17 protein-coding genes are annotated in these 19824 nt (G+C 75.9%); 7 read left to right on the top strand and 10 right to left on the bottom strand.

All coding sequences use genetic code 11. The features are described 5' to 3' along the window. Nucleotides 1-164: 164 nt before the first annotated feature. From OF117_RS16340 to OF117_RS16330, 3 genes are read right to left on the bottom strand one after another with little or no spacing between them, the layout of a single operon-like run. Entirely contained in the window at nucleotides 165-629 is a 465-nt protein-coding gene (locus OF117_RS16340; RefSeq protein WP_263553901.1) for a DUF5130 domain-containing protein, read from the bottom strand. Between the two features lie 49 nt (nucleotides 630-678). Then, entirely contained in the window at nucleotides 679-972 is a 294-nt protein-coding gene (locus OF117_RS16335; protein ID WP_263553900.1) for a hypothetical protein, read from the bottom strand. 52 nt (nucleotides 973-1024) lie between these two features. Next, nucleotides 1025-2449, bottom strand: a complete 1425-nt coding sequence (locus OF117_RS16330) for an amidase (RefSeq protein ID WP_263553899.1) — start codon at nucleotides 2447-2449, stop codon at nucleotides 1025-1027. An 86-nt stretch (nucleotides 2450-2535) separates the two neighbouring features. Here OF117_RS16330 and kynU point away from each other — a divergent pair, with 86 nt between their 5' ends. Continuing rightward, a complete protein-coding gene (gene kynU, locus OF117_RS16325) occupies nucleotides 2536-3819 on the top strand; it encodes a kynureninase (protein ID WP_263553898.1) in 1284 nt (427 codons plus the stop codon). Nucleotides 3820-3971: 152 nt separating this feature from the next. Here kynU and OF117_RS16320 read toward each other — a convergent pair whose 3' ends face one another. Together OF117_RS16320 and OF117_RS16315 are read right to left on the bottom strand one after the other, a co-directional pair. Beyond that, nucleotides 3972-4832: an SCO6745 family protein gene (locus tag OF117_RS16320; RefSeq protein ID WP_263553897.1), complete on the bottom strand. Its 861-nt coding sequence runs from the start codon at nucleotides 4830-4832 to the stop codon at nucleotides 3972-3974. Between the two features lie 10 nt (nucleotides 4833-4842). Next, nucleotides 4843-5340, bottom strand: a complete 498-nt coding sequence (locus tag OF117_RS16315; protein WP_411969462.1) for an HNH endonuclease — start codon at nucleotides 5338-5340, stop codon at nucleotides 4843-4845. Nucleotides 5341-5606: 266 nt separating this feature from the next. Here OF117_RS16315 and OF117_RS16310 point away from each other — a divergent pair, with 266 nt between their 5' ends. The 5 genes from OF117_RS16310 (at nucleotide 5607) to OF117_RS16290 (ending at nucleotide 11384) form a co-directional block, all read left to right on the top strand. Further along, complete coding sequence (locus tag OF117_RS16310) at nucleotides 5607-7832, top strand: prolyl oligopeptidase family serine peptidase (protein WP_263553896.1); 2226 nt, start codon at nucleotides 5607-5609, stop codon at nucleotides 7830-7832. A gap of 72 nt (nucleotides 7833-7904) precedes the next feature. Then, nucleotides 7905-8909, top strand: a complete 1005-nt coding sequence (locus OF117_RS16305; RefSeq protein ID WP_263553895.1) for a mechanosensitive ion channel family protein — start codon at nucleotides 7905-7907, stop codon at nucleotides 8907-8909. Between the two features lie 44 nt (nucleotides 8910-8953). Continuing rightward, complete coding sequence (locus tag OF117_RS16300) at nucleotides 8954-10222, top strand: MFS transporter (RefSeq protein ID WP_263553894.1); 1269 nt, start codon at nucleotides 8954-8956, stop codon at nucleotides 10220-10222. Then, complete coding sequence (locus OF117_RS16295) at nucleotides 10219-10653, top strand: globin (RefSeq protein ID WP_263553893.1); 435 nt, start codon at nucleotides 10219-10221, stop codon at nucleotides 10651-10653. Before OF117_RS16300 ends, OF117_RS16295 begins: the two co-directional genes overlap by 4 nt. Before the next feature lie 134 nt (nucleotides 10654-10787). Further along, nucleotides 10788-11384 (top strand): biotin transporter BioY, encoded by a 597-nt coding sequence (locus tag OF117_RS16290; RefSeq protein ID WP_263553892.1) that lies wholly within the window; start codon nucleotides 10788-10790, stop codon nucleotides 11382-11384. A gap of 57 nt (nucleotides 11385-11441) precedes the next feature. Here the strand turns inward: OF117_RS16290 and OF117_RS16285 are convergent, their stop codons facing one another. Together OF117_RS16285 and OF117_RS16280 are read right to left on the bottom strand one after the other, a co-directional pair. Beyond that, nucleotides 11442-12593, bottom strand: coding sequence for a class I SAM-dependent methyltransferase (locus tag OF117_RS16285; RefSeq protein WP_263553891.1), 1152 nt, complete (start codon nucleotides 12591-12593; stop codon nucleotides 11442-11444). Nucleotides 12594-12637: 44 nt separating this feature from the next. After that, entirely contained in the window at nucleotides 12638-13465 is an 828-nt protein-coding gene (locus OF117_RS16280) for a hypothetical protein (protein WP_263553890.1), read from the bottom strand. Between the two features lie 139 nt (nucleotides 13466-13604). Here OF117_RS16280 and OF117_RS16275 point away from each other — a divergent pair, with 139 nt between their 5' ends. Further along, a complete protein-coding gene (locus tag OF117_RS16275) occupies nucleotides 13605-16559 on the top strand; it encodes an ATP-binding protein (protein ID WP_263553889.1) in 2955 nt (984 codons plus the stop codon). A 54-nt stretch (nucleotides 16560-16613) separates the two neighbouring features. On the opposite strand, the gene OF117_RS16270 is transcribed toward OF117_RS16275, so the two are convergent. The 3 genes from OF117_RS16270 to OF117_RS16260 all read right to left on the bottom strand — a co-directional run bounded on the left by OF117_RS16270 (nucleotide 16614) and on the right by OF117_RS16260 (nucleotide 19633). Continuing rightward, nucleotides 16614-17030 carry an acyl-CoA thioesterase gene (locus OF117_RS16270; RefSeq protein WP_263553888.1) on the bottom strand — a complete coding sequence of 139 codons (417 nt, stop codon included), beginning with the start codon at nucleotides 17028-17030 and terminating at the stop codon, nucleotides 16614-16616. 271 nt (nucleotides 17031-17301) lie between these two features. Further along, nucleotides 17302-18972: an energy-dependent translational throttle protein EttA gene (gene ettA / locus OF117_RS16265; protein ID WP_263553887.1), complete on the bottom strand. Its 1671-nt coding sequence runs from the start codon at nucleotides 18970-18972 to the stop codon at nucleotides 17302-17304. Nucleotides 18973-19072: 100 nt separating this feature from the next. After that, on the bottom strand, nucleotides 19073-19633 hold the full coding sequence (locus OF117_RS16260; RefSeq protein WP_263553886.1) for a single-stranded DNA-binding protein: 561 nt from the start codon (nucleotides 19631-19633) through the stop codon (nucleotides 19073-19075). Nucleotides 19634-19824 lie beyond the last annotated feature (191 nt).

Raw genomic sequence — 19824 nt, 5'->3', positions numbered from 1 at the left:
CGGCCCGAGCCTGCGAGGGCCGGGGAGGACGGGGTCCTTCCACGGTGGGGGGCAGGGCGGCCCCCCTGCAGGGTCCCGCCGCGGCCCCGTCCCGGGTCCCGGCCCGAGCCTGCGAGGGCCGGGGAGGACGGGGTCCTTCCACGGCGGGGGGCAGGGGGGTCCTTCTAGTGACCGGGGCGGCGCCAGGGATGACCGGCCTGGTCGGAGAGCTGGCGCAGCCCGTTGACGAGGCCGCCGACGAGGTCGCCACCGGCGAACGACCCGGTCATCGACAGCACGGCCAGCGCGCAGGCCCGGTCGGGCAGCCGGCGTGCCGCCGCCGCTCCGGTGACCACCTCGACGACCCGCTGACCGGGCGACACGGCGATGAGCACCGACTCGGCCGGATCGCCGCCCGAGCTCGCGTGCAGCTCCTCGGCGCGGGCGCGCGTGGCCTTGCCGAGGTCGCCGATGTAGAGCGTGAAGCGCAGGCCGGTCTCCCGCGAGGACATGGTGAGCGCCTCGTCGAGCCGGGCCAGCTCGCGGTAGCTGAAGATCCGGTCGGGGTGGTCGGTGCCCTCGTCGACGCGGGCGGGAGCTGTCGCCTCCGTCGCGGTGTCGTGCGACTCGGCCTGCAGGAAGCTGGTCAACGCTGGTCTCCAGGGCTGGGAGCGGGGTGGAGGGGGGCGGGCACCGCGCTCACCAGGTCCCGCGCGCGCCGCCGAGGGGGCCGCCGCTGCGGGCGGGACGACCGGTCGCACCGGCCTCGAGGGCCGGCCGCGCGCCGCCGTGCCCGCCGCTGTGCCCGCCGCCGTGCCCGGCGGCCGGCCCGTGCTCCGCGTGCGGCTCGTACCAGACCGCTTCGTGCTCCCACGGCTGCCCCGGCCGGTAGCGGCTGCGGGTGCGGTCGGGACGGAGCGTCAGCGCGGCGAGCAGCAGGACGACGGCCAGCGGCGCGGCCGCGAAGACGAGCAGTGTCTCGACGACGGTCACGGCGACAACCTACCGGCAGGGCACCGCCACCGAGCGCCGTGTCGCCGAGGGGTCACCACCCGGGCGGCCGGCGGTGCGCCCACGGCCGGGCCTCCTCCAACTGCGCCGACAGCGAGACGAGCGTGGCCTCGTCGGCCGGGCGGCCCACCAGCATCGTCCCGACGGGCAGCCCGTCGGCGGTCCAGTGCAGGGGCACGCTGACCGCCGGCTGCCCGGTGACGTTGTAGAGCGCGGTGAAGGCGGCGTAGCGCTTCTGCCGCTCGAAGTCCGGCGCTCCCTCGCCATCGGCCGTGAACCAGCCCAGCGGCCGGGGCGTCATGGTGCAGACCGGGGCCAGCAGGACGTCGTACCGGTCGGTGGCGGTCAGGTAGCGGCGGGCGAACAGCCGCAGCGCGGTGAGCGACTGCATCGCGTCCCGGGCCGAGAGGGCCAGGCCCCGGTCGCGGAGCTCGCGGGTGAGCGGCCGGAGGTCGGCCTCGCGCCCGGGTGGCACCGGCAGCAGCGTCGCCGACAGCACCCAGACGCGCTCGAAGTCGGCCAGCAGGTCCGGGCCGAGCAGCCCCGTGGGCACCTCCTCCACGACGTGCCCGAGTTCCTCGAGCAGCCGGGCGGCGTCGTCCAGCGCGGCGGCCACCTCGGGCTCCAGCTCGACGTCCGGCATCGCCGACTCGACCGCCCGGCCGATCCGCAGCCGGCCCGGGCGCCGGTCGGCCCGGCGGAGGAAGGTCTCACCCGGCGGCAGCGGCGGCGCCCACGCGGGGTCGCCGACGGCCGGGCCCGCCAGCGCGTCGAGCATCGCCGCGGCGTCCCGGACGGTCCGGGCCAGCGGCCCGTTGACGCCCAGGCCGGTCACGTCGCCGCCGAGCGGCGCGCTGCTCACCCGCCCGCGGCTGGGCTTGATGCCGAAGAGGCCGTTCACCGCGGCCGGGATGCGGATCGATCCGCCGCCGTCGCTGCCCTGCGCGAAGGGCACGAACCCGGCGGCCACGGCCACGGCGGCGCCGCCGCTGGACCCACCGGCCAGCCGCGACGTGTCCCAGGGGCAGCGCGCCGGGCCGACCAGGTCGTTGTCGGTGTAGCAGGGAAAGCCGAACTCGGGCGTGTTGGTCTTGCCCAGGCTGACCGTGCCGGCCGTGGCCAGCCGGACCACGACCTCGTCGTCCACGTCCGGCACGAAGCCGGCCATCACGGCCGAGCCGAACGTGGTGCGGACGCCGGCGGTGTTGTTGAGGTCCTTGACCGCCGTCGGCACGCCCAGCAGCGGCGGCAGGTCCCCGCCGCGGGCGAGCCGCTTCTCGGCGGCGCGGGCGGCCGCCAGCGCCCTCTCCGGCGTGACGGTGAGGAAGGCACCGAGCCCGGCGTCGCGCTCCTCGATGCGGGCGAGGGCGTGCTCGACCAGCTCGGTGGGGCTCACCTCGCGGGACCGGACGGCCGCGGCCTGCTCCAGCGCGGTCAGGTCGTGCAGCTCGGTACCCACGGACGGCGACGCTAGACCGCCCGGCTCGCCCGCCGACGCCGGCCGCGTCCGACCAGGAGCCGTCGGCGATGCCGTACACAGGACGCGTGGACCTGCTGGGCGCCCGGGCGCCGACGCGCGACGACGCCCTCGCCGCCGACGCCGCGGACCCGCTCGCCGGGTTCCGCGCGCGCTTCGCCGGCACCGACGACGACGCTCCCGACCGGCTGCTGTACATGGACGGGAACTCGCTGGGCCGGATGCCGCTGGCCACCCCGGCGGCGCTGGCCCGGGTCGTCGAGCGGGAGTGGGCGCGCGGCCTCGTCGGCTCGTGGGCCACCTGGATCGGCGCCGCGACCCGGCTCGGCGACGTCCTGGCCGGCGGGGTGCTCGGCGCCCAGCCGGGCGAGGTCCTGGTCGGCGACTCGACCACGGTGAACCTGTACAAGCTGCTCGTCGCCGGCCTCGACGCGCGGCCGGGCCGCGACGTGCTGGTGTGCTGCGCCGACGACTTCCCGACCGACCGGTACGTCGTCGCCGAGGTGGCCCGCGCCCGCGGCCTGACCGTGCGCGAGGTGCCTGCGGACGTCGACGCGGGCCTCGACCCCGCCGTCCTGGCGGCCGCCCTGGACGACCGGGTGGCCGTGGTCGTCCTCTCCCACGTCGCCTACCGGTCCGGCGCGCTCGTCGACCTGCCGGCCACCACCCGGCTGGCCCGTGACGCCGGCGCGCTGGTGGTCTGGGATCTCTCCCACTCCGTCGGCGCGGTGCCGGTCGAGCTGACCGCCGCGGGCGCCGACCTCGCCGTCGGCTGCACGTACAAGTACCTCAACGGCGGGCCCGGCGCGCCGGCGTTCCTCTACGTGCGGCGGGAGCTGCAGGAGCAGCTGCGCTCGCCGATCGCCGGCTGGTTCGGCCAGCGCGACCAGTTCGCGATGGGCGCGGTGTACGAGCCGGCCGAGGGGATCGAGCGGTTCGGCGCCGGGACGCCGCCGGTGATCGGCATGGCCGCGGTCGAGGTCGGTGCCCGGTTGGTGGCCGAGGCCGGTGTCGAGCGGTTGGCCACCAAGGCGCGGGCGCTGACCGGACTCGCGGTGCGGCTGGCCGACGCGCAGCTGGCCTCGCTGGGCGTGCGGCTGGCCTCCCCGCGGGACGAAGCCCGGCGCGGCGCACACGTGACCGTCGCCCACCCCCGCGCCTGGCAGCTCACCCAGGCGCTGGTCGAGCGGGGCGTCGTCCCCGACTTCCGCACGCCCGACCGGGTGCGCTTCGGCCCGGCACCGATCTACACCCGCTTCGTCGACGTGTGGGACGCCGTCTCGCGCTTCCGCGACGTGCTGGCCGACCGGTCCTACGAACGGTTCCCCGAGCAGCACGCCCGCGTGACCTGAGTAAGGACCCCGTCCTCCTCACCGTGGAAGGACCCCGTCCTCCCCACCCTTCGCGAGCTCAGGGCGGGCCCCGGGACGGGGCCACGGCGAGCCTCTGGACGGGCCGCCCGGGGCTGGCCTGCACGAGGGCCGGTCCAGCACGTCGCCTCCGCTCAGGGCTCGGGGGCGCCGATCGGGTTGCCGGTCGCCCAGTCCCCGGCCGCCACGACCGAGCGGCGCACCGGCGCGAGCAGCTCGGCCAGCCGGTCGCAGCGCGCGTCGCCGAGCGCCTGCCACGGGGGCAGCGCCAGCCGGTCGGTGTCGGCCTCGACGGCGGCCACCATCGCCAGGCCCTCCGGCGAGAGGTCCTCGCCCTCCAGCCAGCCGCGCTCGGTCAGCCGGTGGACGGCGTCGTCCCACGCCGCGTCGTCCCAGCCGCGGGCCGGCTGCAGCCACTCCCGGGTGGTGCGCCCGGCGGCGACGGCCAGCACGTGCGCCTCGACCGCGGAGATCTGGCGCTGCAGCAGCGCCGCGTTGTGCCCGTCGCCGCGGTGCTCCCGCAGCGTGCTCAACGCCTGCCAGAGCGCCAGGTGCGGCTCGTCGGGCACGGGGAGCGCCCGGTTGGCGGCGGCCATGGGCCGGCCCGGCAGGTCGACCGCGGCGGCCGCGGCCCCGGCCAGCTCGGCGGCCTCCCTCGACTCCGACGAGCCGACCCAGGCGTCGTCGACGGCCCGGCGCACCGCGCCGTCGACGCCGACCAGCCGGGCCTCGAGCGCCTGCGCCGGCGGGACGACGTCCCAGACCTGCGGCAGCGCCCGGGCCACGAAGCCAGGAGCGAAGTTGTAGAAGGCCGCCGTGACCAGCTCCGGGCCGACCGACCCGAGCGGCGCGGCGCGGAAGGCGAAGTACCCGCGCCAGAACCCGCGCAGGCCGCGCGCCTCGGCCGCCGCGCGCGGCTCCGCCGCGAAGTAGATCAGCGCGTGGTAGGGCTCGGCGAGCGCCCACAGGCGGCGGGCGGTGCCCGGTGAGGTCACGCCGCCCTCCTCACGCGCTCACGCTCTCGGGGACGCCGAGCCACTCCCGCCACCGCGGGTCGACCGTGCGGGAGCCCAGCAGACGCCAGGCGGCGCCGCTGGGCGTGCGTGGTGGGTGCGGCAACACCCAGCCCAGCTCGGCCAGCGACCGGTCGGCCTTGGTGTGGTTGCACCGACGGCAGGCAGCGACCACGTTGTCCCAGGTGTGCGTGCCCCCGCGGCTGCGCGGGACGACGTGGTCGATGCTGGTGGCCGATCCGCCGCAGTAGACGCAGGTCTGCCCGTCGCGGGTGAAGACGGCCCGGCGCGACAGCGGCACCGACGCCGGGTACGGCACCCGGACGTAGCGGGTCAGCCGCACCACGACCGGCACCAGGAGGCTGATCGTCTCGGCGTGCACCACGTCGGCGGCCGAGTCGACCGGCTCGGCCTTCTCGGCGAGCACCAGCACGATGGCCCGGCGCGTGGAGACGACGCACAACGGCTCGTAGGTGGCGTTCAGCAGCAGCGTCGCACCCGCGGTCCCCGGCGACGGGGCAGGCGACAGGGGGCGGGGACGGGGGTCGCGGCGCGGGCCTGGATGACCCGCCGTCGACGACCCGGGCGCGGCACGCGGCACGGATCACCTCCGATGCCGGCGGACCGCCGGGTGCTGGGCGACCCGCGGGCGGATCCATTCTGACCTGTCCTGCCGGGAATCCGCTGCGGGGATACCGCGGCGCCACCCCCGCGGGCGCCCCCATCCGCTCCGGCGGCGGCACTACGGTGGGCGCGATGCGCTATCCCCAGGCCCCGCGGCTCGACCTCGTCGAGGAGCTGCACGGGCACGCCGTGGCCGACCCGTACCGCTGGCTCGAGGACGACGACGACCCCCGCACCCGGGCGTGGAACCGGGCGCAGGACGAGCTGGCCGGGCGGCTGCTGGCCGCGCTACCGGGGCGGTCCGAGTTCGCGGCCCGGCTGGAACGGCTGGTGCGCGCCGGCTCGGTGGGCGTGCCGGTCTGGCGCAACGGGCGAGCGTTCTCCGTGCGCCGCGACCCCGGGCAGGAGCACGCGGTGCTCCGGGTGCGCGAGCCCGACGGCAGCCGGCGCGTGCTGGTCGACCCGATGGCCCTGGACCCCGAGGGCACCACGACGCTCGACGCGTGGTCGCCGTCCTGGGAGGGCGACCGGCTGGCCTACCAGCTCTCGACCGGCGGCGACGAGGAGTCGCGGCTGCACGTGCTCGACGTGAGCACCGGCGAGCGGATCGACGGCCCGATCGACCGCTGCCGCTACTCCCCCGTCGCCTGGCTGCCCGGCGGCGAGGAGCTGTTCTACGTGCGGCGCCTGGCACCCGACCGCGTGCCGGCCGGTGAGGAGCAGTTCCACCGGCGGGTGTGGCGGCACCGGGTCGGCGCCGCCGCCGACGACGACGTCCTCGTGCACGGCGAGGGCAGCGACCCGACGACCTACTTCGGCGTCCGCACCAGCCGCGACGGCCGCTGGCTGGTCGTCTCCGGCTCGGCCGGGACCGCGCCGCGGGACGACGTCTGGATCGTCGACCTCCTCGGCGACGGCGCGCTGCGCGAGCTGCAGGTCGGCGTCGACGCGCAGACCGTCGCCTGGGTGGCGCGCGACGGACGGCTGTGGCTCATGTCCGACCGGGACGCGCCACGGTGGCGGCTGGCTGTCGCCGATCCGGCCGATCCGGCGACCTGGACGCCGGAGTCGTGGCAGGACGTCGTCCCGCAGCGGGCGGACGCCGTCCTCTCCGACGTCGCGCTGGTCGACGGCCCGGACGGCGGCCTGCAGGTGCTCGCTGTCCACGCCGTCGACGCCACCGACCGGCTGTCGGTCTGGGCCGCTGACGGCTCCGGCCGCCTGGCCGACGTGGCCGCTCCCGGCGCCGGCAGCATCTCCGGTCTGAGCGCGCCGCCGGAGGGCGGCACCGGGGCGTGGATCGGCTGGACCGACTACGCGACCCCGCCGTCGGTGTGGCGGTGGGACGCCGGATCACCGGCGGAGCTGGTCGAGGAGGAGCGGGCGCCGGTCGCCGGCGAGGTGCCCGGGGTGCGGGTCGTCGAGACGCACGCGACCTCGGCCGACGGCACCCCGGTCCACCTGTTCGTGCTCTCGGCGGCGTCCGCCTCCGCCCACCCGGCGCCCGACCGGCCGCGGCCGACCGTGCTGTACGGCTACGGCGGCTTCAACGTCGCCCTGACCCCCGGCTACTCGGCCCAGGCGCTCTCGTGGGTCGCCGCGGGCGGCGTGTGGGCGGTGGCCAACCTGCGCGGCGGCTCCGAGCACGGCGAGGAGTGGCACCGCGCCGGCATGCGGGAGCGCAAGCAGAACGTCTTCGACGACTTCGCCGCCGCCGCCGACCACCTGGTCGCCGGCGGGTGGACGACGCACGCGCAGCTGGCCGTGATGGGCGGGTCGAACGGCGGCCTGCTGGTCGGCGCCACGCTGACCCAGCGCCCTGACCTGGCCGCCGCGGTGGTCTGCAGCGCGCCCCTGCTCGACATGGTCCGCTACGAACGCTTCGGCCTGGGCCGCACCTGGATCGACGAGTACGGCACCGCCGACGACCCGACCGAGTTCGGCTGGCTGCTGGGCTACTCGCCCTACCACGCGGTCCGCGAGGGCACCGGCTACCCGGCGGTGCTGGTCACGACCTTCGAGTCCGACACGCGGGTGCACCCCCTGCACGGGCGCAAGCTCGCGGCCGCGCTCCAGCACGCCACGACGGCGGAGGCGCCGGTGGTCCTGCGCCGCGAGACCGCGGTCGGCCACGGCGCCCGCGCGGTGAGCCGGACGGTGGGCCTGGCCGCCGACCAGCTCTCGTTCCTGGCCGCCTACACGGGCCTGACCGCCGCGCCGCACGGCGCCGCGGTGAACGGCGCGGACGACGGTGCCGGAGCGACCGGCGCGGACGACGGCGCCGGGACGGATGGGTCGGCCGGGACCCGGGCGACGGGTGGGCCGATCGGGTGGGGCGGGGCGGACGGCGAGCGGTAGTTCACCCCGCGACCGGCTGACAGCCCCACCGACGACCTGAGAGCATTGCTAGTGATGAGTGCATCACCCTCCGTGTCTGCCGTTGTCGATGACGTCGCCGCCGACGTCGCCCCCAGCTGCGTCGAGGACCCGACGACGCTCTGCGCCAAGCTCTGGGACCTGTTCGGGCTCCGCTGGCTCGCCACCAACGCCGACGTCCTGGTCGCGAAGCCGGCGACGATCCTGCTCATCGTGGTGGTCGCCGCCGTCGCCCGGTTGCTGGTGCACCGGGCGGTCCGGCGGCTGACCGACCGCACGGCCAGCGGCGCGGTGCCGACGATCCTGCGGCCGCTGCGCGGCCGCGGCCCGCACCAGCGGGAGGCCGTCGAGCAGGTCACCGCCCGGCGGACCCAGCGGGCCGAGGCCATCGGCTCGGTGCTGCGCAGCTTCGCCTCGTTCGTCATCCTCGGCATCGCCGTCGTCCTCGTGCTCGGCGAGCTGGGCATCAACCTGGCGCCCATCGTGGCCAGCGCCGGCGTGGTCGGTGTCGCGCTCGGGTTCGGCGCGCAGAACCTGATCAAGGATTTCATCGCCGGGATCGGCATCATCCTCGAGGACCAGTACGGCGTCGGCGACGTCGTCGACCTCGGCGAGGCCAGCGGGACCGTCGAGGCGGTGGGGCTGCGGATCACCCGGCTGCGCGACGTCAACGGCGTGGTCTGGTACGCCCGCAACGGGGAGGTCCTCCGCGTCGGCAACAAGAGCCAGGGCTTCGCCCAGGTGGTGATCGACATGCCGGTGGCCCACGACACCGACCTCGACCGCTGCCGGACGATCATGCAGGAGGTCGCCGACGCGATGTACGCCGAGGAGGACTGGGCCACGGTGCTGCTCGCCCCGCCGGAGTCGCTCGGCGTCGAGCAGATCACCTCCGAGGGCGTCTTCATGCGGGTGACCGTCCGCAGCACCAACGCCGACCAGTGGCGGGTCGGCCGGGAGCTGCGGCTGCGCCTCAAGGAGCGGTTCGCCGTCGAGGGCATCCGGACGCCGCTGCCACTGCTCGGCGCGGTGGCGGGCACCGGAGCGGGGGCCCGCTGAGCCGCGCCACGCCGGACGGCGACCCGCCCGACGGCGCTCCTCCGGTGCGGGCGGCGACCTTCCGCGAGGTCTTCGCCGTCCCCGAGTTCCGGCCGCTGTTCGGCACCTTCCTGCTGTCCACCATCGGCGACGAGCTGGCCCGGGTCGCCCTCACCGTGCTGGTCTACGCCCGCACGTCCTCACCGCTGCTGTCGGCGGCCACGTTCGCGATCAGCTATCTGCCCTGGCTGATGGGCGGTCCGCTGCTGTCGGTGCTGGCCGACCGGCTGCCGCGGCACCGCGTGCTCGTGGGCACGGACGTGGCCCGGGCCGTGCTGGTCGCCCTCATGGCCATCCCCGGCACCCCGCTGCCGGTGCTGCTGGCCCTGCTCTTCCTGGTCGCGCTGTGCGGGCCGCCGTTCGAGTCGGCACGGTCGGCGCTGATGGCCGACGTGCTGGAGGGCGACCGGTACGCCGTCGCCACCTCGCTGAGCGGCATCAGCCTGCAACTGGCCCAGGTCGTCGGCTTCCTGCTGGCCGGGGCGCTCGTGGCCGTCTTCTCGCCGTCGGCCGCGCTGCTGTTCGACGCGGTCACCTTCGCGGTGTCGGCGCTGTGGCTGTCCGCCCGGCTGCAGCGGCGGCCGGCGCCCATGGCCGACGCCGGCGAGGGCCCGCGCACCCTGTGGCAGGCCACCGGTGACGGCGTCCGGCTCATCCGGCGCACCCCGCGGCTGCTGGCGATCATCGGCGTCCTGTGGGTGGCCACGCTGTTCGCCTACGCGTCGGAGGGCATCGCCACGCCGCTGGTCGAGGAGCTCGGGCAGGGCACCACCGCGGTGGGGGTCTTCCTGGCCGCCAACCCGCTCGGGGTCACCATCGGCGGCCTGGTCATCGCCCGGCTGGTGCCGCCGCACCGGCGCGAGACGCTGGTGCCCTACCTGGTCGTGCTGTCGCTGGTCCCGCTGCTGCTCGCCGGCCTGCTCGCCACGGTCGCCGGGCCGGGGGGGACGTCGTTCGCCCTCGTGATCGCCCTGATGTTCCTGTCCGGGCTGGGAGCGGCCTGGCAGATCCCGCTCAACGTGTCGTTCGTCCAGGCCGTGCCGCAGGCCTACCGCGGCCGGGCCTTCGGCGTGGCGGTGAGCGGCCTCTACGGCGTGCAGGCGCTCGGCATCCTGGCGGCCGGCCTGGTGGCCGAAGGCCTGCCGCCCAGCGGTGTCGTGGCGCTGTCGGGCGGCGTGGGCCTGGTCGCGGTCGTGCTGCCGCTGCTGGCGTACCTGCGGACCCAGGGCTCCGTGGCGGGCGAGCGCGCCGCTGCGGGACGATCGGTGCCATGAGCGAGTCCAGCCGGTCCCTGCCCTCGGCGCGGACCTTCTACGAGGAGGTCGGTGGCGCGCCCACCTTCGCGCGCCTGGTCGCCCGCTTCTACGCCGGCGTCCGCACCGATCCCGTCCTGGCGCCGCTCTACCCCCAGGACGACTGGGCGGGCGCCGAGGAGCGGCTCCGCGGCTTCCTCGAGCAGTACTGGGGCGGTCCGACGACCTACTCGCAGCGGCGCGGGCACCCGCGGCTGCGCATGCGGCACGCACCCTTCGCCATCGGCCCCGCCGAGCGCGACGCCTGGCTCGCGCACATGCGCGACGCCGTCGACTCGCTGGGGCTCACCCCCGAGCAGGCCACGACGCTGTGGGGCTACCTGGAGATGGCCGCGCACAGCATGCAGAACCGCTGGCCGGACGACGCGCCGGGCGTGCTCCGGCCCCTCTGACCGCCCGCCCCCGGCGCCCACGGTGGACGCTCCGGCGGAGCGACGCCGACCGGGGCGGGCAGCGGCACGGCCGTACGGCAGACTCCGGGGCGTCCCGGCGCCCGCGCCGTCGATCGCCCGCCCCAGGAGGTCCCGTGGCCACCGCTTCGTCGCCCGCCCTGCCGTCCCGCCCGCTCGTCCTCGCCGACCTCGTGCCCGCCGTCCGGGCGCGGGACGCCGGCCTGGTCGCCCTCGGCGTGCTGTTCACCGCGCTGCTGGCCCAGGTGGCCGTGCCGGTCCCGGGGTCACCCGTGCCGATCACCGGGCAGACCCTCGCGGTCGTGCTGACGGCGGCCAGCCTCGGACCGGTGCGCGGGGTCGCGGTGCAGGCGGTGTACATGCTCGCCGCGCTGGTCGGTCTGCCGTTCTACGCGGAGGCCAGCGGTGGCTTCGACGTGGTCTTCGGCGCCACCGGCGGCTACGTCGTCGGCTTCCTGCCGGCCGCGTGGTTGATCGGGCTGGCCGCCCGGCACGGCGCCGACCGCAATCCGCTCAAGGCGGTGCCGCTGTTCATCGCCGGGCAGGCGGTGATCTTCGCGGTGGGGGTCCCGTGGCTCGCGGTGAGCGTCGGGCTGTCGGCGAGCGAGGCGCTCGAGGCCGGCTTCTACCCGTTCATCCTCGGCGGCATCGTGAAGGCCGCGGTGGCCGCGGCCGTGCTCGGCACCGCCTGGCGGTTCGCCCACCGCCGCTGACGGTTCGACCGCCGTGCCGGCGCCGGTCGACCGGCGCCGGCAGGGCGGTCGCTGCGCTCAGCCGCTGACCAACCGGTAGAAGCGGAAGAAGTCGTCGGCGACGTCGAGCACCTCGACGTCGCGGAACCCCGCCTCGCGGGCGTAACGGCGCAGGGTGTCCGGGCGCATCACCGTGCCGGTCGCCACCGACGGCTGGGTCGACATGCCGTCGGCGAGGCAGCACAGCAGGCTGTAGCCGTACATCAGCCGCTCGATCTCGTCCCCCGGGGCACCGAACGACTCCGCCACCCGCTCGTCCATGACGAGGACGAACCCGTCGTCCCCGGCGAGGCGGCGCATCTCGCGGAGCACGGTGACCGGGTCGGGCAGGTCGTGGATGCACTCGAAGGCGGCGACGACGTCGTACGCTCCGCCGTCCGTGCCCGCGGCCACGTCGGCCACCGAGAAGCGGACGCGGTCGGCCACCCCGGCCTCGGCGGCGTTGCGCCGGGCGGCCTCGATGGACGGGCCGTCGACGTCGTAGCCGTCCACGGTCGCCTCCGGATAGGCCAGCGCGATCCCGATCGACGACCAGCCGAACCCGCAGCCGATGTCCGCGACCCGGCCGCCCCGCCGCAGCGCCGCGTCGACGTCCGGGATGGACGGCAGGTGCTCGCGACCGAGCGCGCCGAGGAACAGCGGCCGGTTGGCGGCGGCCTGCGCTTCGCGGGCGTCCGCTCCCATCTGCTCCCAGCTCACGCCCCCGCCGGTCCGGTGTGCCTGCACCAGCGCGTCCACGTGCTTGCCGCCGCCGACGACGAACCGCGCCAGCGGGACGAGGAAGTTGGGGCTGAGCTCGTCGGTGAGCGGCTCGACGGAGGCCCACGGCAGCGAGAAGCGACGACGGAGCGGGTCCTGCCGCGATGCGTCGTCGTCGTGGGCGTCCAGCAGCCCGGTCACCGCCTGCTGCTCGAGCCACTCGCGGGCGTAGCGCTCCGCGGTGCCCGTGCGGGCGGCCAGCTCAGTCGAGGTCAGCGGGCCGGCCCCGGCCAGCGCCCGGTAGTAGCCGAGCCGGTCGCCCAGGTAGACCGCCTGCAGGTCCATAGCGGCCAGCACCGAGCCGAACAGCCGCTCGACGAGGGCGTCCGTCCGAGCCGCCTGACCTGCTGTGCCGGCGTCCACGCCGGGAGCGGTGCCGGGGACGGGTGCGGTCGAGGTCGTGGTGGTCATGCCGTGCGCTGCCTTTCCGGTAGGGGTGGGGAGGGCGGGCGTGGTCACCGCTCGCGGTGCCACAGCGTGTGTCGGAGCACGGGGACGAACCCGAGGCGCTCGGCGCCCGGGCGGCTGTCGTCGGAGAACGCGCCCACGTGCCAGAGGTCCGGTTCGGCGGCCAGCCGCGCCCGCGCGTGGCGCCACCAGTGCCCGGCCCGCCGGGCCGACGGCAGGGTGACCCCCGTGGCGAACCCGGCGAGGCCGTGCGCGACGAACTGGGCGGACGCGGCCACCGGCACGCCGTCCCGGTCCCGGGTGAGGAGGAACCGGATCCGGGGGTCGTCGAGGAGGGCCGGGCCCAGCAGCGCACCCGCCCGGAACGGCTGCAGGTCGCGCATCGGGTAGCCGTCCACCAGGACGCGCTCCCATTCGGCGAGCGACGCGGCGTCGTCCACCGGCACCGGTTCCGGACCCGGCGCGCCGGCCGCTCCGGCGTCCGCCGTCGGCTGTCGGGGCGGGCGGACCAGCAGCGGTGGGTGCCCGTCGAGCTCCCAACCCCGGGACCGCAGGTCCGGGGTGGGCCACAGGCTCCACAGGTGGACCGCGCCCCGGGCACCGGAGGTGGCGACACCGAGGTCGGAGAGGAGGTCGTGCCAGCCGGCCGGGTCGGCCGGCGGCTGCATCAGCACCGCCGCGCTGAAGAAGCCAGCGGGACGGCGGTGGTCGGCCAGCACGAACCGCTCGTCGCGGACGACCGTGCCACCCGCGGCGGTGGCGAACAGGTCGAGCTGGTCCGCCCAGTGCCGCAACCAGGCCAGGCACAGCGAGTCGGCGTCGGCGAGACCCGGCTCCCAACCCGTCGTGAGCGCGGGGGGCGCGACGGTGGTCATGGCGTCCTCCTGAGCGGTCGGGGCGGAACGCAGATGACGCTAGGAGCGGCCGCTGTCGGCGCGCTGGCGTCCCGCTGTCGCCGTTCCCGGGGGGCTCCGCCGCTTCCGGCGTGTCCGGCCGGCTGCGACGATCGACGGTGTGACGGCGGTCGGGGTGCTGGGCCCCCTGCTGCTCGCGGGACCCGGCGGTGCGGCGGTCGAGGTCGGCTCGGCGCGCCAGCGCCGCCTGCTGGCCGCGCTCGCCGCACATCTCGAGGACGGCGTCGCGACGGCGACGCTGATCGAGCTGGTGTGGCCCGAGGGCGCAGCCGGGGCACCGGTCGACCCGGTCGGTGCGGTGCAGACCAATGTGGCCCGGCTGCGACGGCTGCTGCCCGCCCCGGTGCGGATCGCGACGACGTCGACGGGATACCGGCTGGTGGTCGCGCGCGCCGAGCTCGACGCGACCGCCTTCGTCGACCGGCTGGGCGCCGCCCCCGCCGCCGCGAGTCCCGCCGAACGGCTCGAGGTGCTGGAGTCCGCGCTGGCCCTGTGGCGGGGGAAGCCCTACGCCGAACTGGACCATCCGGGGATCCAGCCCGAGGTGGCCCGGCTGGAACAGCTGCACCGCGACGCGCGGGAGCGGCACGCGGCGGCGTTGCTGGCCACCGGCCAGGCCGGCGCGGCGGTCGCGGCCGCCCAGGCCCTCTCGCTGGCCGAGCCACTCCACGAGGGCGCGGTGGACGTCCTCGTGCGCGCACTGGTCGCCGTCGGCCGGCAGGCCGAGGCGCTGGACGCCCTCGCGGGCATCCGCAGGCGCTTGGCCGAGGAGCTGGGCCTGGACCCGGGTCAGCGGCTGCGCGACCTGGAGCGGCAGGTGCTGCGCCAGGAGGTGGCCGTCCCGGCCGCGCCGCGTGACCCGGTGCGGCCGGCGGCCCGGCCGGACGTCGTCCCCCCGCCGGGCCTGCCGGTGAGCTCGTTCGTCGGCCGGGAGGCCGACGTGGCCCGGGTCGTCGCGCTGCTGCCCCGGCGCGTGGTCACGCTGTGCGGACCCGGGGGCGTGGGGAAGACGAGACTGGCGCGTCACGTGCTCGACCGCGTGCGCGAGGGGTATGCGGACGGCGCCGTGCTGGTCGAGCTCGGCGCCGGCGGCCCGGACGACGTGCTGCCGGCCGTCGCCGCCGCCCTCCGGATCGCGGACCCCGGCACGGGCACGCTGGCCGAGCGCGTCGTGGCGGCCCTGGCGGTCCGCCGGCAGCTGCTGGTCCTGGACAACTGCGAGCACGTCGCGGACGGAGCGGCCGCCCTCGTGGAGGGCATCTGCTGCGACGCCCCCGGGGTGACCGTGCTGGCCACCAGCCGAGAGCCTCTGCGGGTCGACGGCGAGCAGGTGGTCCGGCTCCACCCGCTGCAGCCGGTGGAAGCCGAGCGCCTGCTCGTCGACCGGATGCGGGCTTCGGACCCGGCCCGCGCCCCGGCATCCGACGAGCCCGCCCTCGTCGCCGAACTGTGCCGCCGTCTCGACGGGCTGCCGCTGACGCTGGAGCTGGCCGGTGCCCGCGCGGCCACGCTGGGCCTGCGCGAGCTGCTGGCCGCTCTCACCGGGTCGGGTGACCTGGACCTGGAGCTGCTGCGCGGGGGACGGCGGACCGCCGGCCGGCGTCACCGTTCCGTCCACGACGTCGTCGAGTGGTCCTACGGCCTGCTCGACGACGAGGAGCGGCGGCTGTTCGTCCGGCTGTCGGTGTTCGCCGGGGCGGTCGAGCCGGAGGCGGTCGCCGCGGTGTGCGGCAGCGCCGCCGCGCTGCCGGACCTGGTCGACCGGTCGCTCGTGGAGCGCACGGAGTCCGGCGAGGACGGCCGGGCGCGCTTCGGTCTGCTGGAGACCCTGCGCGCTTTCGGCCGGACCCGGGCGGCGACCGACCCCGCGGCTGCGGAGCTGCGCGCCCGGCACGCGGCGTGGGTGGTGGGCTTGGCCGACGACGTCCACCGCGCGCGGCGCGGGCCGGGAGAGGCGGCGGCGGTGCGCCGGTTCGACGAGGCCCTGCCGGAGATCCGGCGCGCCCACGCCTGGCTGTGCGCGCGCGGACCGCTCGACCAGCTGCTGCGGCTCTCGCTGCCGATCGCCGAACTGGCGTGGTTGAGCTGCCGGATCGACCTCCTCCAGCTGGCGGAGCGCGCCCTGCAGGTCGCGGACGGCCTCGGCGGCGACGCAGCGGGCGGCAGCGGCCCCATGGTGGCCCGGCTGCTCGGTCTGCTGGCCACTGCCGACTGGCAGCGCGGTGACCTGGTGGCCGCGGAGCAGAAGGCACGCCGGGCCATGGCGGTGGCGGCGGACGCCGGGGACCCGGCTGCCGCGGGCATGGCCCACGACGCCCTGGCCAACGTGCACGGCTTCCGCGGCGACCTGGCCTCCGCGCGCGCCTGGGCCGACGGCGAGCTCGCGCTGGCGGAGTCGGCGGGTGACCGGGAACTCGCCCTGCTCGCCCGGTCGGAGATCATGCTGTCCGCGATCTACGGCGGCGACCACGACGAGGCCGGGCGCCAGGAGCGGGCGATGGCGCTGGCGGCCGGCCGGCTGGGCTCGCCGACCGGCCGGGCCTGGCTCGCCTACCTCCAGGGTGAGCGGCGGGCCGAAGCGGGAGACCCCGCGGCAGCCCGGTACCTGGCCGCCGCCGTGCGCGAGGCCGAGCACGCGGGATCGGACTTCATCGCCGGGATCGCCCGCCACACCCTGCTGACCTCGGCCACGCGCGGGGACGGCGATCCGGCCCGCGCCCTCGCCGACCTCCACCTGCTGGTCGACCACTGGCACCGCGCCGGCGCCTGGACCCAGTGCTGGGTGGCGGTGCGCGCGCTCATCGACGTGCTCTCCCGGATGGGCCGGCACCGCGATGTCGCCCGCTTGCTCGGCGCGCTGCGGGCCAGTCCCCGGGCCACGCGGCCGTTCGGCGCCGACCGCGACCGCGAGTCGCGGGCGGAGCGGGCCGCGCGCGAGGCGCTGGGGCCGACCTACGACGAGGCGCTGGCGGCCGGGGCTGCGCTGGACGACGCCGCGGCGGTCGCCCTCGCGCTGCGGCTCACGGGCGTGGACGGCCGGACGCCGACGGGGTGACGCCGGGCAGCTCGGGGGCGCCGGCTCGGGGCCGGCAGCTCGGGGCCGACGGGGTCAGCCGGCAACGGGCTCGTCGGTCCAGCGGGCGAGGAACTCCTTCTCCCCGGCGGTCAAGCGCCGCGGCCGGTCGGTGGCGAAGTCGAAGGTCGCCAGCACCGTGCTGCCGGTGACCGCGAGCCGCCCGTGGTCGAAGGCCTCGTAGTGGCACGTGAAGGAGGCCGCCCGCACATCGGACACCCAGATCTGGATCTCCAGCGGCTGCGCGTCGTACACGACCGGGCGCCGGTAGCGGATCTCGTGCGCTGCGACGACCAGGCCGCGGCGCAGGCCGGTGCGCTCGTCGTGGGTCGGCTGCTCGAAGAACAGGTGGACGCGGGCCATCTCGAAGTAGCCGAGGAAGGCGACGTTGTTGATGTGCTGGTAGGCGTCCATGTCCGACCAGCGCATCGGGACGTGCACGGTGTGCCTCACGGGCGACACCCTGCCCTACCGCCACCCCAGACGATCATCGGGGCGACGACCCGATCCCCGGCCCGGAGGCCGTCCGCGGATGCCCGGTGCCGGTTGCCCGGTGCCGGTTGCCCGGTGCCGCCCGGTGCCGGTTGGCCGGTGCCGGTTGCCCGGTGCCGGTTGGCCGGTGCCGGTCGCCCGGTGCCGGCCGCCCGGCGGCCGATCCGCACCGGCCGCGCGGAGCCGAGGCCCGGCGGCACCGATGTGGTCGCCAGGCCTCGGCCGCCCCGCATCAGTCGCGGGTGAGCTTGCGGTAGGTCGCGCGGTGCGGGCGAACCGCCTCGGGACCGAGCCGCTCGACCTTGTTCTTCTCGTAGTCGGCGAAGTTGCCCTCGAACCAGAACCACGTCGAGTCACCCTCGTAGGCGAGGATGTGGGTGGCCACCCGGTCGAGGAACCACCGGTCGTGGCTGACCACGACGGCGCAGCCGGGGAAGTCGAGCAGCGCCCCCTCCAGGCTGGTGAGGGTCTCGACGTCGAGATCGTTGGTGGGCTCGTCGAGCAGCAGCAGGTTGCCGCCCTGCTTGAGGGTCAGGGCGAGGTTGAGCCGGTTGCGCTCCCCGCCAGACAGCACGCCGGCCGGCTTCTGCTGGTCGGGACCCTTGAACCCGAAGGCCGCCACGTAGGCCCGGGACGGCATCTCGACGTTGCCGACCTGGAGGTGGTCGAGGCCGTCGGACACGACCTCCCACAGCGTCTTCCTGGGGTCGATGCCGCTGCGGTTCTGCTCGACGTAGCTGATCTTGACCGTCTCGCCGACCTTGATGTCGCCGTCGTCGGGCTTCTCCTCGCCGACGAGCATCTTGAACAGCGTCGTCTTGCCGGCGCCGTTCGGGCCGACCACGCCGACGATGCCGTTGCGCGGCAGGGTGAACGACAGGTCGTCGATCAGCACCCGGTCGCCGAAACCCTTGGTGAGGTCCTTGGTCTCCACGACCACGCTGCCCAGGCGGGGGCCCGGCGGGATCTGGATCTCCTCGAAGTCCAGCTTCCGGGTCTTCTCCGCCTCGGCCGCCATCTCCTCGTAGCGGGCCAGCCGGGCCTTGCTCTTGGCCTGGCGCGCCTTCGCGTTGGAGCGCACCCACTCCAGCTCGTCGCGGAGGCGCTTCTGCCGCTTGACGTCCTTCTGCCCCTCGACCTTGAGCCGCGACGCCTTGGTCTCCAGGTAGGTGGAGTAGTTGCCCTCGTACGGGTAGGCGCGACCGCGGTCGAGTTCGAGGATCCACTCCGCGACGTTGTCGAGGAAGTACCGGTCGTGGGTGACGGCCACGACGGTGCCGGCGTACTTCTCCAGGTGCTGCTCCAGCCAGGCCACGCTCTCCGCGTCGAGGTGGTTGGTCGGCTCGTCGAGCAGCAGCAGGTCGGGGGCCTCGAGCAGCAGCCTGCACAGGGCGACGCGGCGCCGCTCACCCCCGGAGAGCACGGTCACGTCGGCGTCGCCGGGCGGGCAGCGGAGGGCGTCCATCGCCTGCTCGATGCGGGCGTCGAGCTCCCAGCCGTCGGCCTGCTCGATGACCTCCATCAGCTCGCCCTGCTCGGCCAGCAGCGCGTCGAAGTCGGCGTCCGGTTCGCCCATCGCGGCACTGACCTGCTCGAAGCGGGTCAGTGCGTCGCGCACCGGCTTGACCGCCTCCTCGACGTTGCCGCGGACGTCGAGCTGCTCGTTCAGGTGCGGCTCCTGCTCGAGGATGCCGACGGAGGAGCCGGGCGTCAGGGTCGCGTCACCGTTGGAGGGCTGCTCCATGCCGGCCATGATCTTGAGCACCGTCGACTTGCCGGCGCCGTTCGGGCCGACGACGCCGATCTTCGCGCCGGGCAGGAACGCCAGCGTGACGTCGTCCAGGATCACCTTGTCGCCGTGCGCCTTGCGGGCACGGACCATGGAGTAGATGTACTGAGCCACTGGGCTGAAAGGCCTTCCGTCGTCCTCGCGAGCGGGGCGGGGCGGCCGGTCGCCGGCCCCGCCCCTGCGTGCTGGTGACGATCCTCCCAGCCCGTCGCACCTACGCGTAGGCGGGTTGCGCGGGGAGGTCGTCGGTCTCCACCGACTGCAACGTCCCCGGATCCGTCTCGTAGTCCCGACCCCGTACCAGTTCTGCCACGTCGTCCGGCAGACCCGCGCCCTCCGGCGCGTCCGCCGGAGGGTGGTCCTCGACCGCGCGGACGGCGTCCGCGACCTCCTCGGTCGACGCTCCGGCGGGACGCGCCGGCCTGACCCGCTGGACCTCGGCGGTGCTGCGGGACAGGTCGGGCCCGACCGCGATCGCACGGATGCGCGGCGTGTTCCGCCGCCCGCTATCGGTCTCCCAGCTGTGCGTCGTGATCGTGCCGTGGACGATCACCGGGTCGCCCTTGCTCAGGCTGGCCGAGACGTGCCCGCCGAGCCGGTTCCAGCACTCGACGTCGATCCAGAACGTGCCGCTGTCGATGAACTGCTCGCTGCCCGCGTCGTAGCGGCGCGCCGTCGACGCCATGCGGAAGTTGGTGACCGCTCCCCGGTCGAAGCGGACCCTGCGAGGCGAGTCGACGACGTTGCCGACGACGGTGATGACGGTGTCGTTCACGGTGCTCCTCCGAGAGATGTGCGCCGGTGGTCGGCGCGACCGGCGCGCTGCCGGTGTGCCGACGACCCTGTCCCCCGCTCTCGGAGCAGCACAGGTCCGGGCCGGGATTGTGGACAGCGACGAGCCCTGTGGACGGCGAGCGCCCGGACGGCGAGCGCCCGGACGGCGAGCGCGCAGCGCGGGGTGGGCGC

It is taken from the genome of Geodermatophilus sp. YIM 151500 (genome assembly GCF_025716945.1).
Taxonomy (GTDB): domain Bacteria; phylum Actinomycetota; class Actinomycetes; order Mycobacteriales; family Geodermatophilaceae; genus YIM-151500.
The sequence above is the reverse complement of the archived record's forward strand: the minus strand, read 5'-3'. Positions and strand labels throughout refer to the sequence as shown.

Bases quoted from the DNA above. Each gene is read 5' to 3' on its own strand.
- OF117_RS16280 (WP_263553890.1), bottom strand. From the start codon at position 13,465: ATGACCACCGTCGCGCCCCCCGCGCTCACGACGGGTTGGGAGCCGGGT.
- OF117_RS16295 (WP_263553893.1), top strand. From the start codon at position 10,219: ATGAGCGAGTCCAGCCGGTCCCTGCCCTCGGCGCGGACCTTCTACGAG.
- OF117_RS16285 (WP_263553891.1), bottom strand. From the start codon at position 12,593: ATGACCACCACGACCTCGACCGCACCCGTCCCCGGCACCGCTCCCGGC.
- OF117_RS16310 (WP_263553896.1), top strand. From the start codon at position 5,607: ATGCGCTATCCCCAGGCCCCGCGGCTCGACCTCGTCGAGGAGCTGCAC.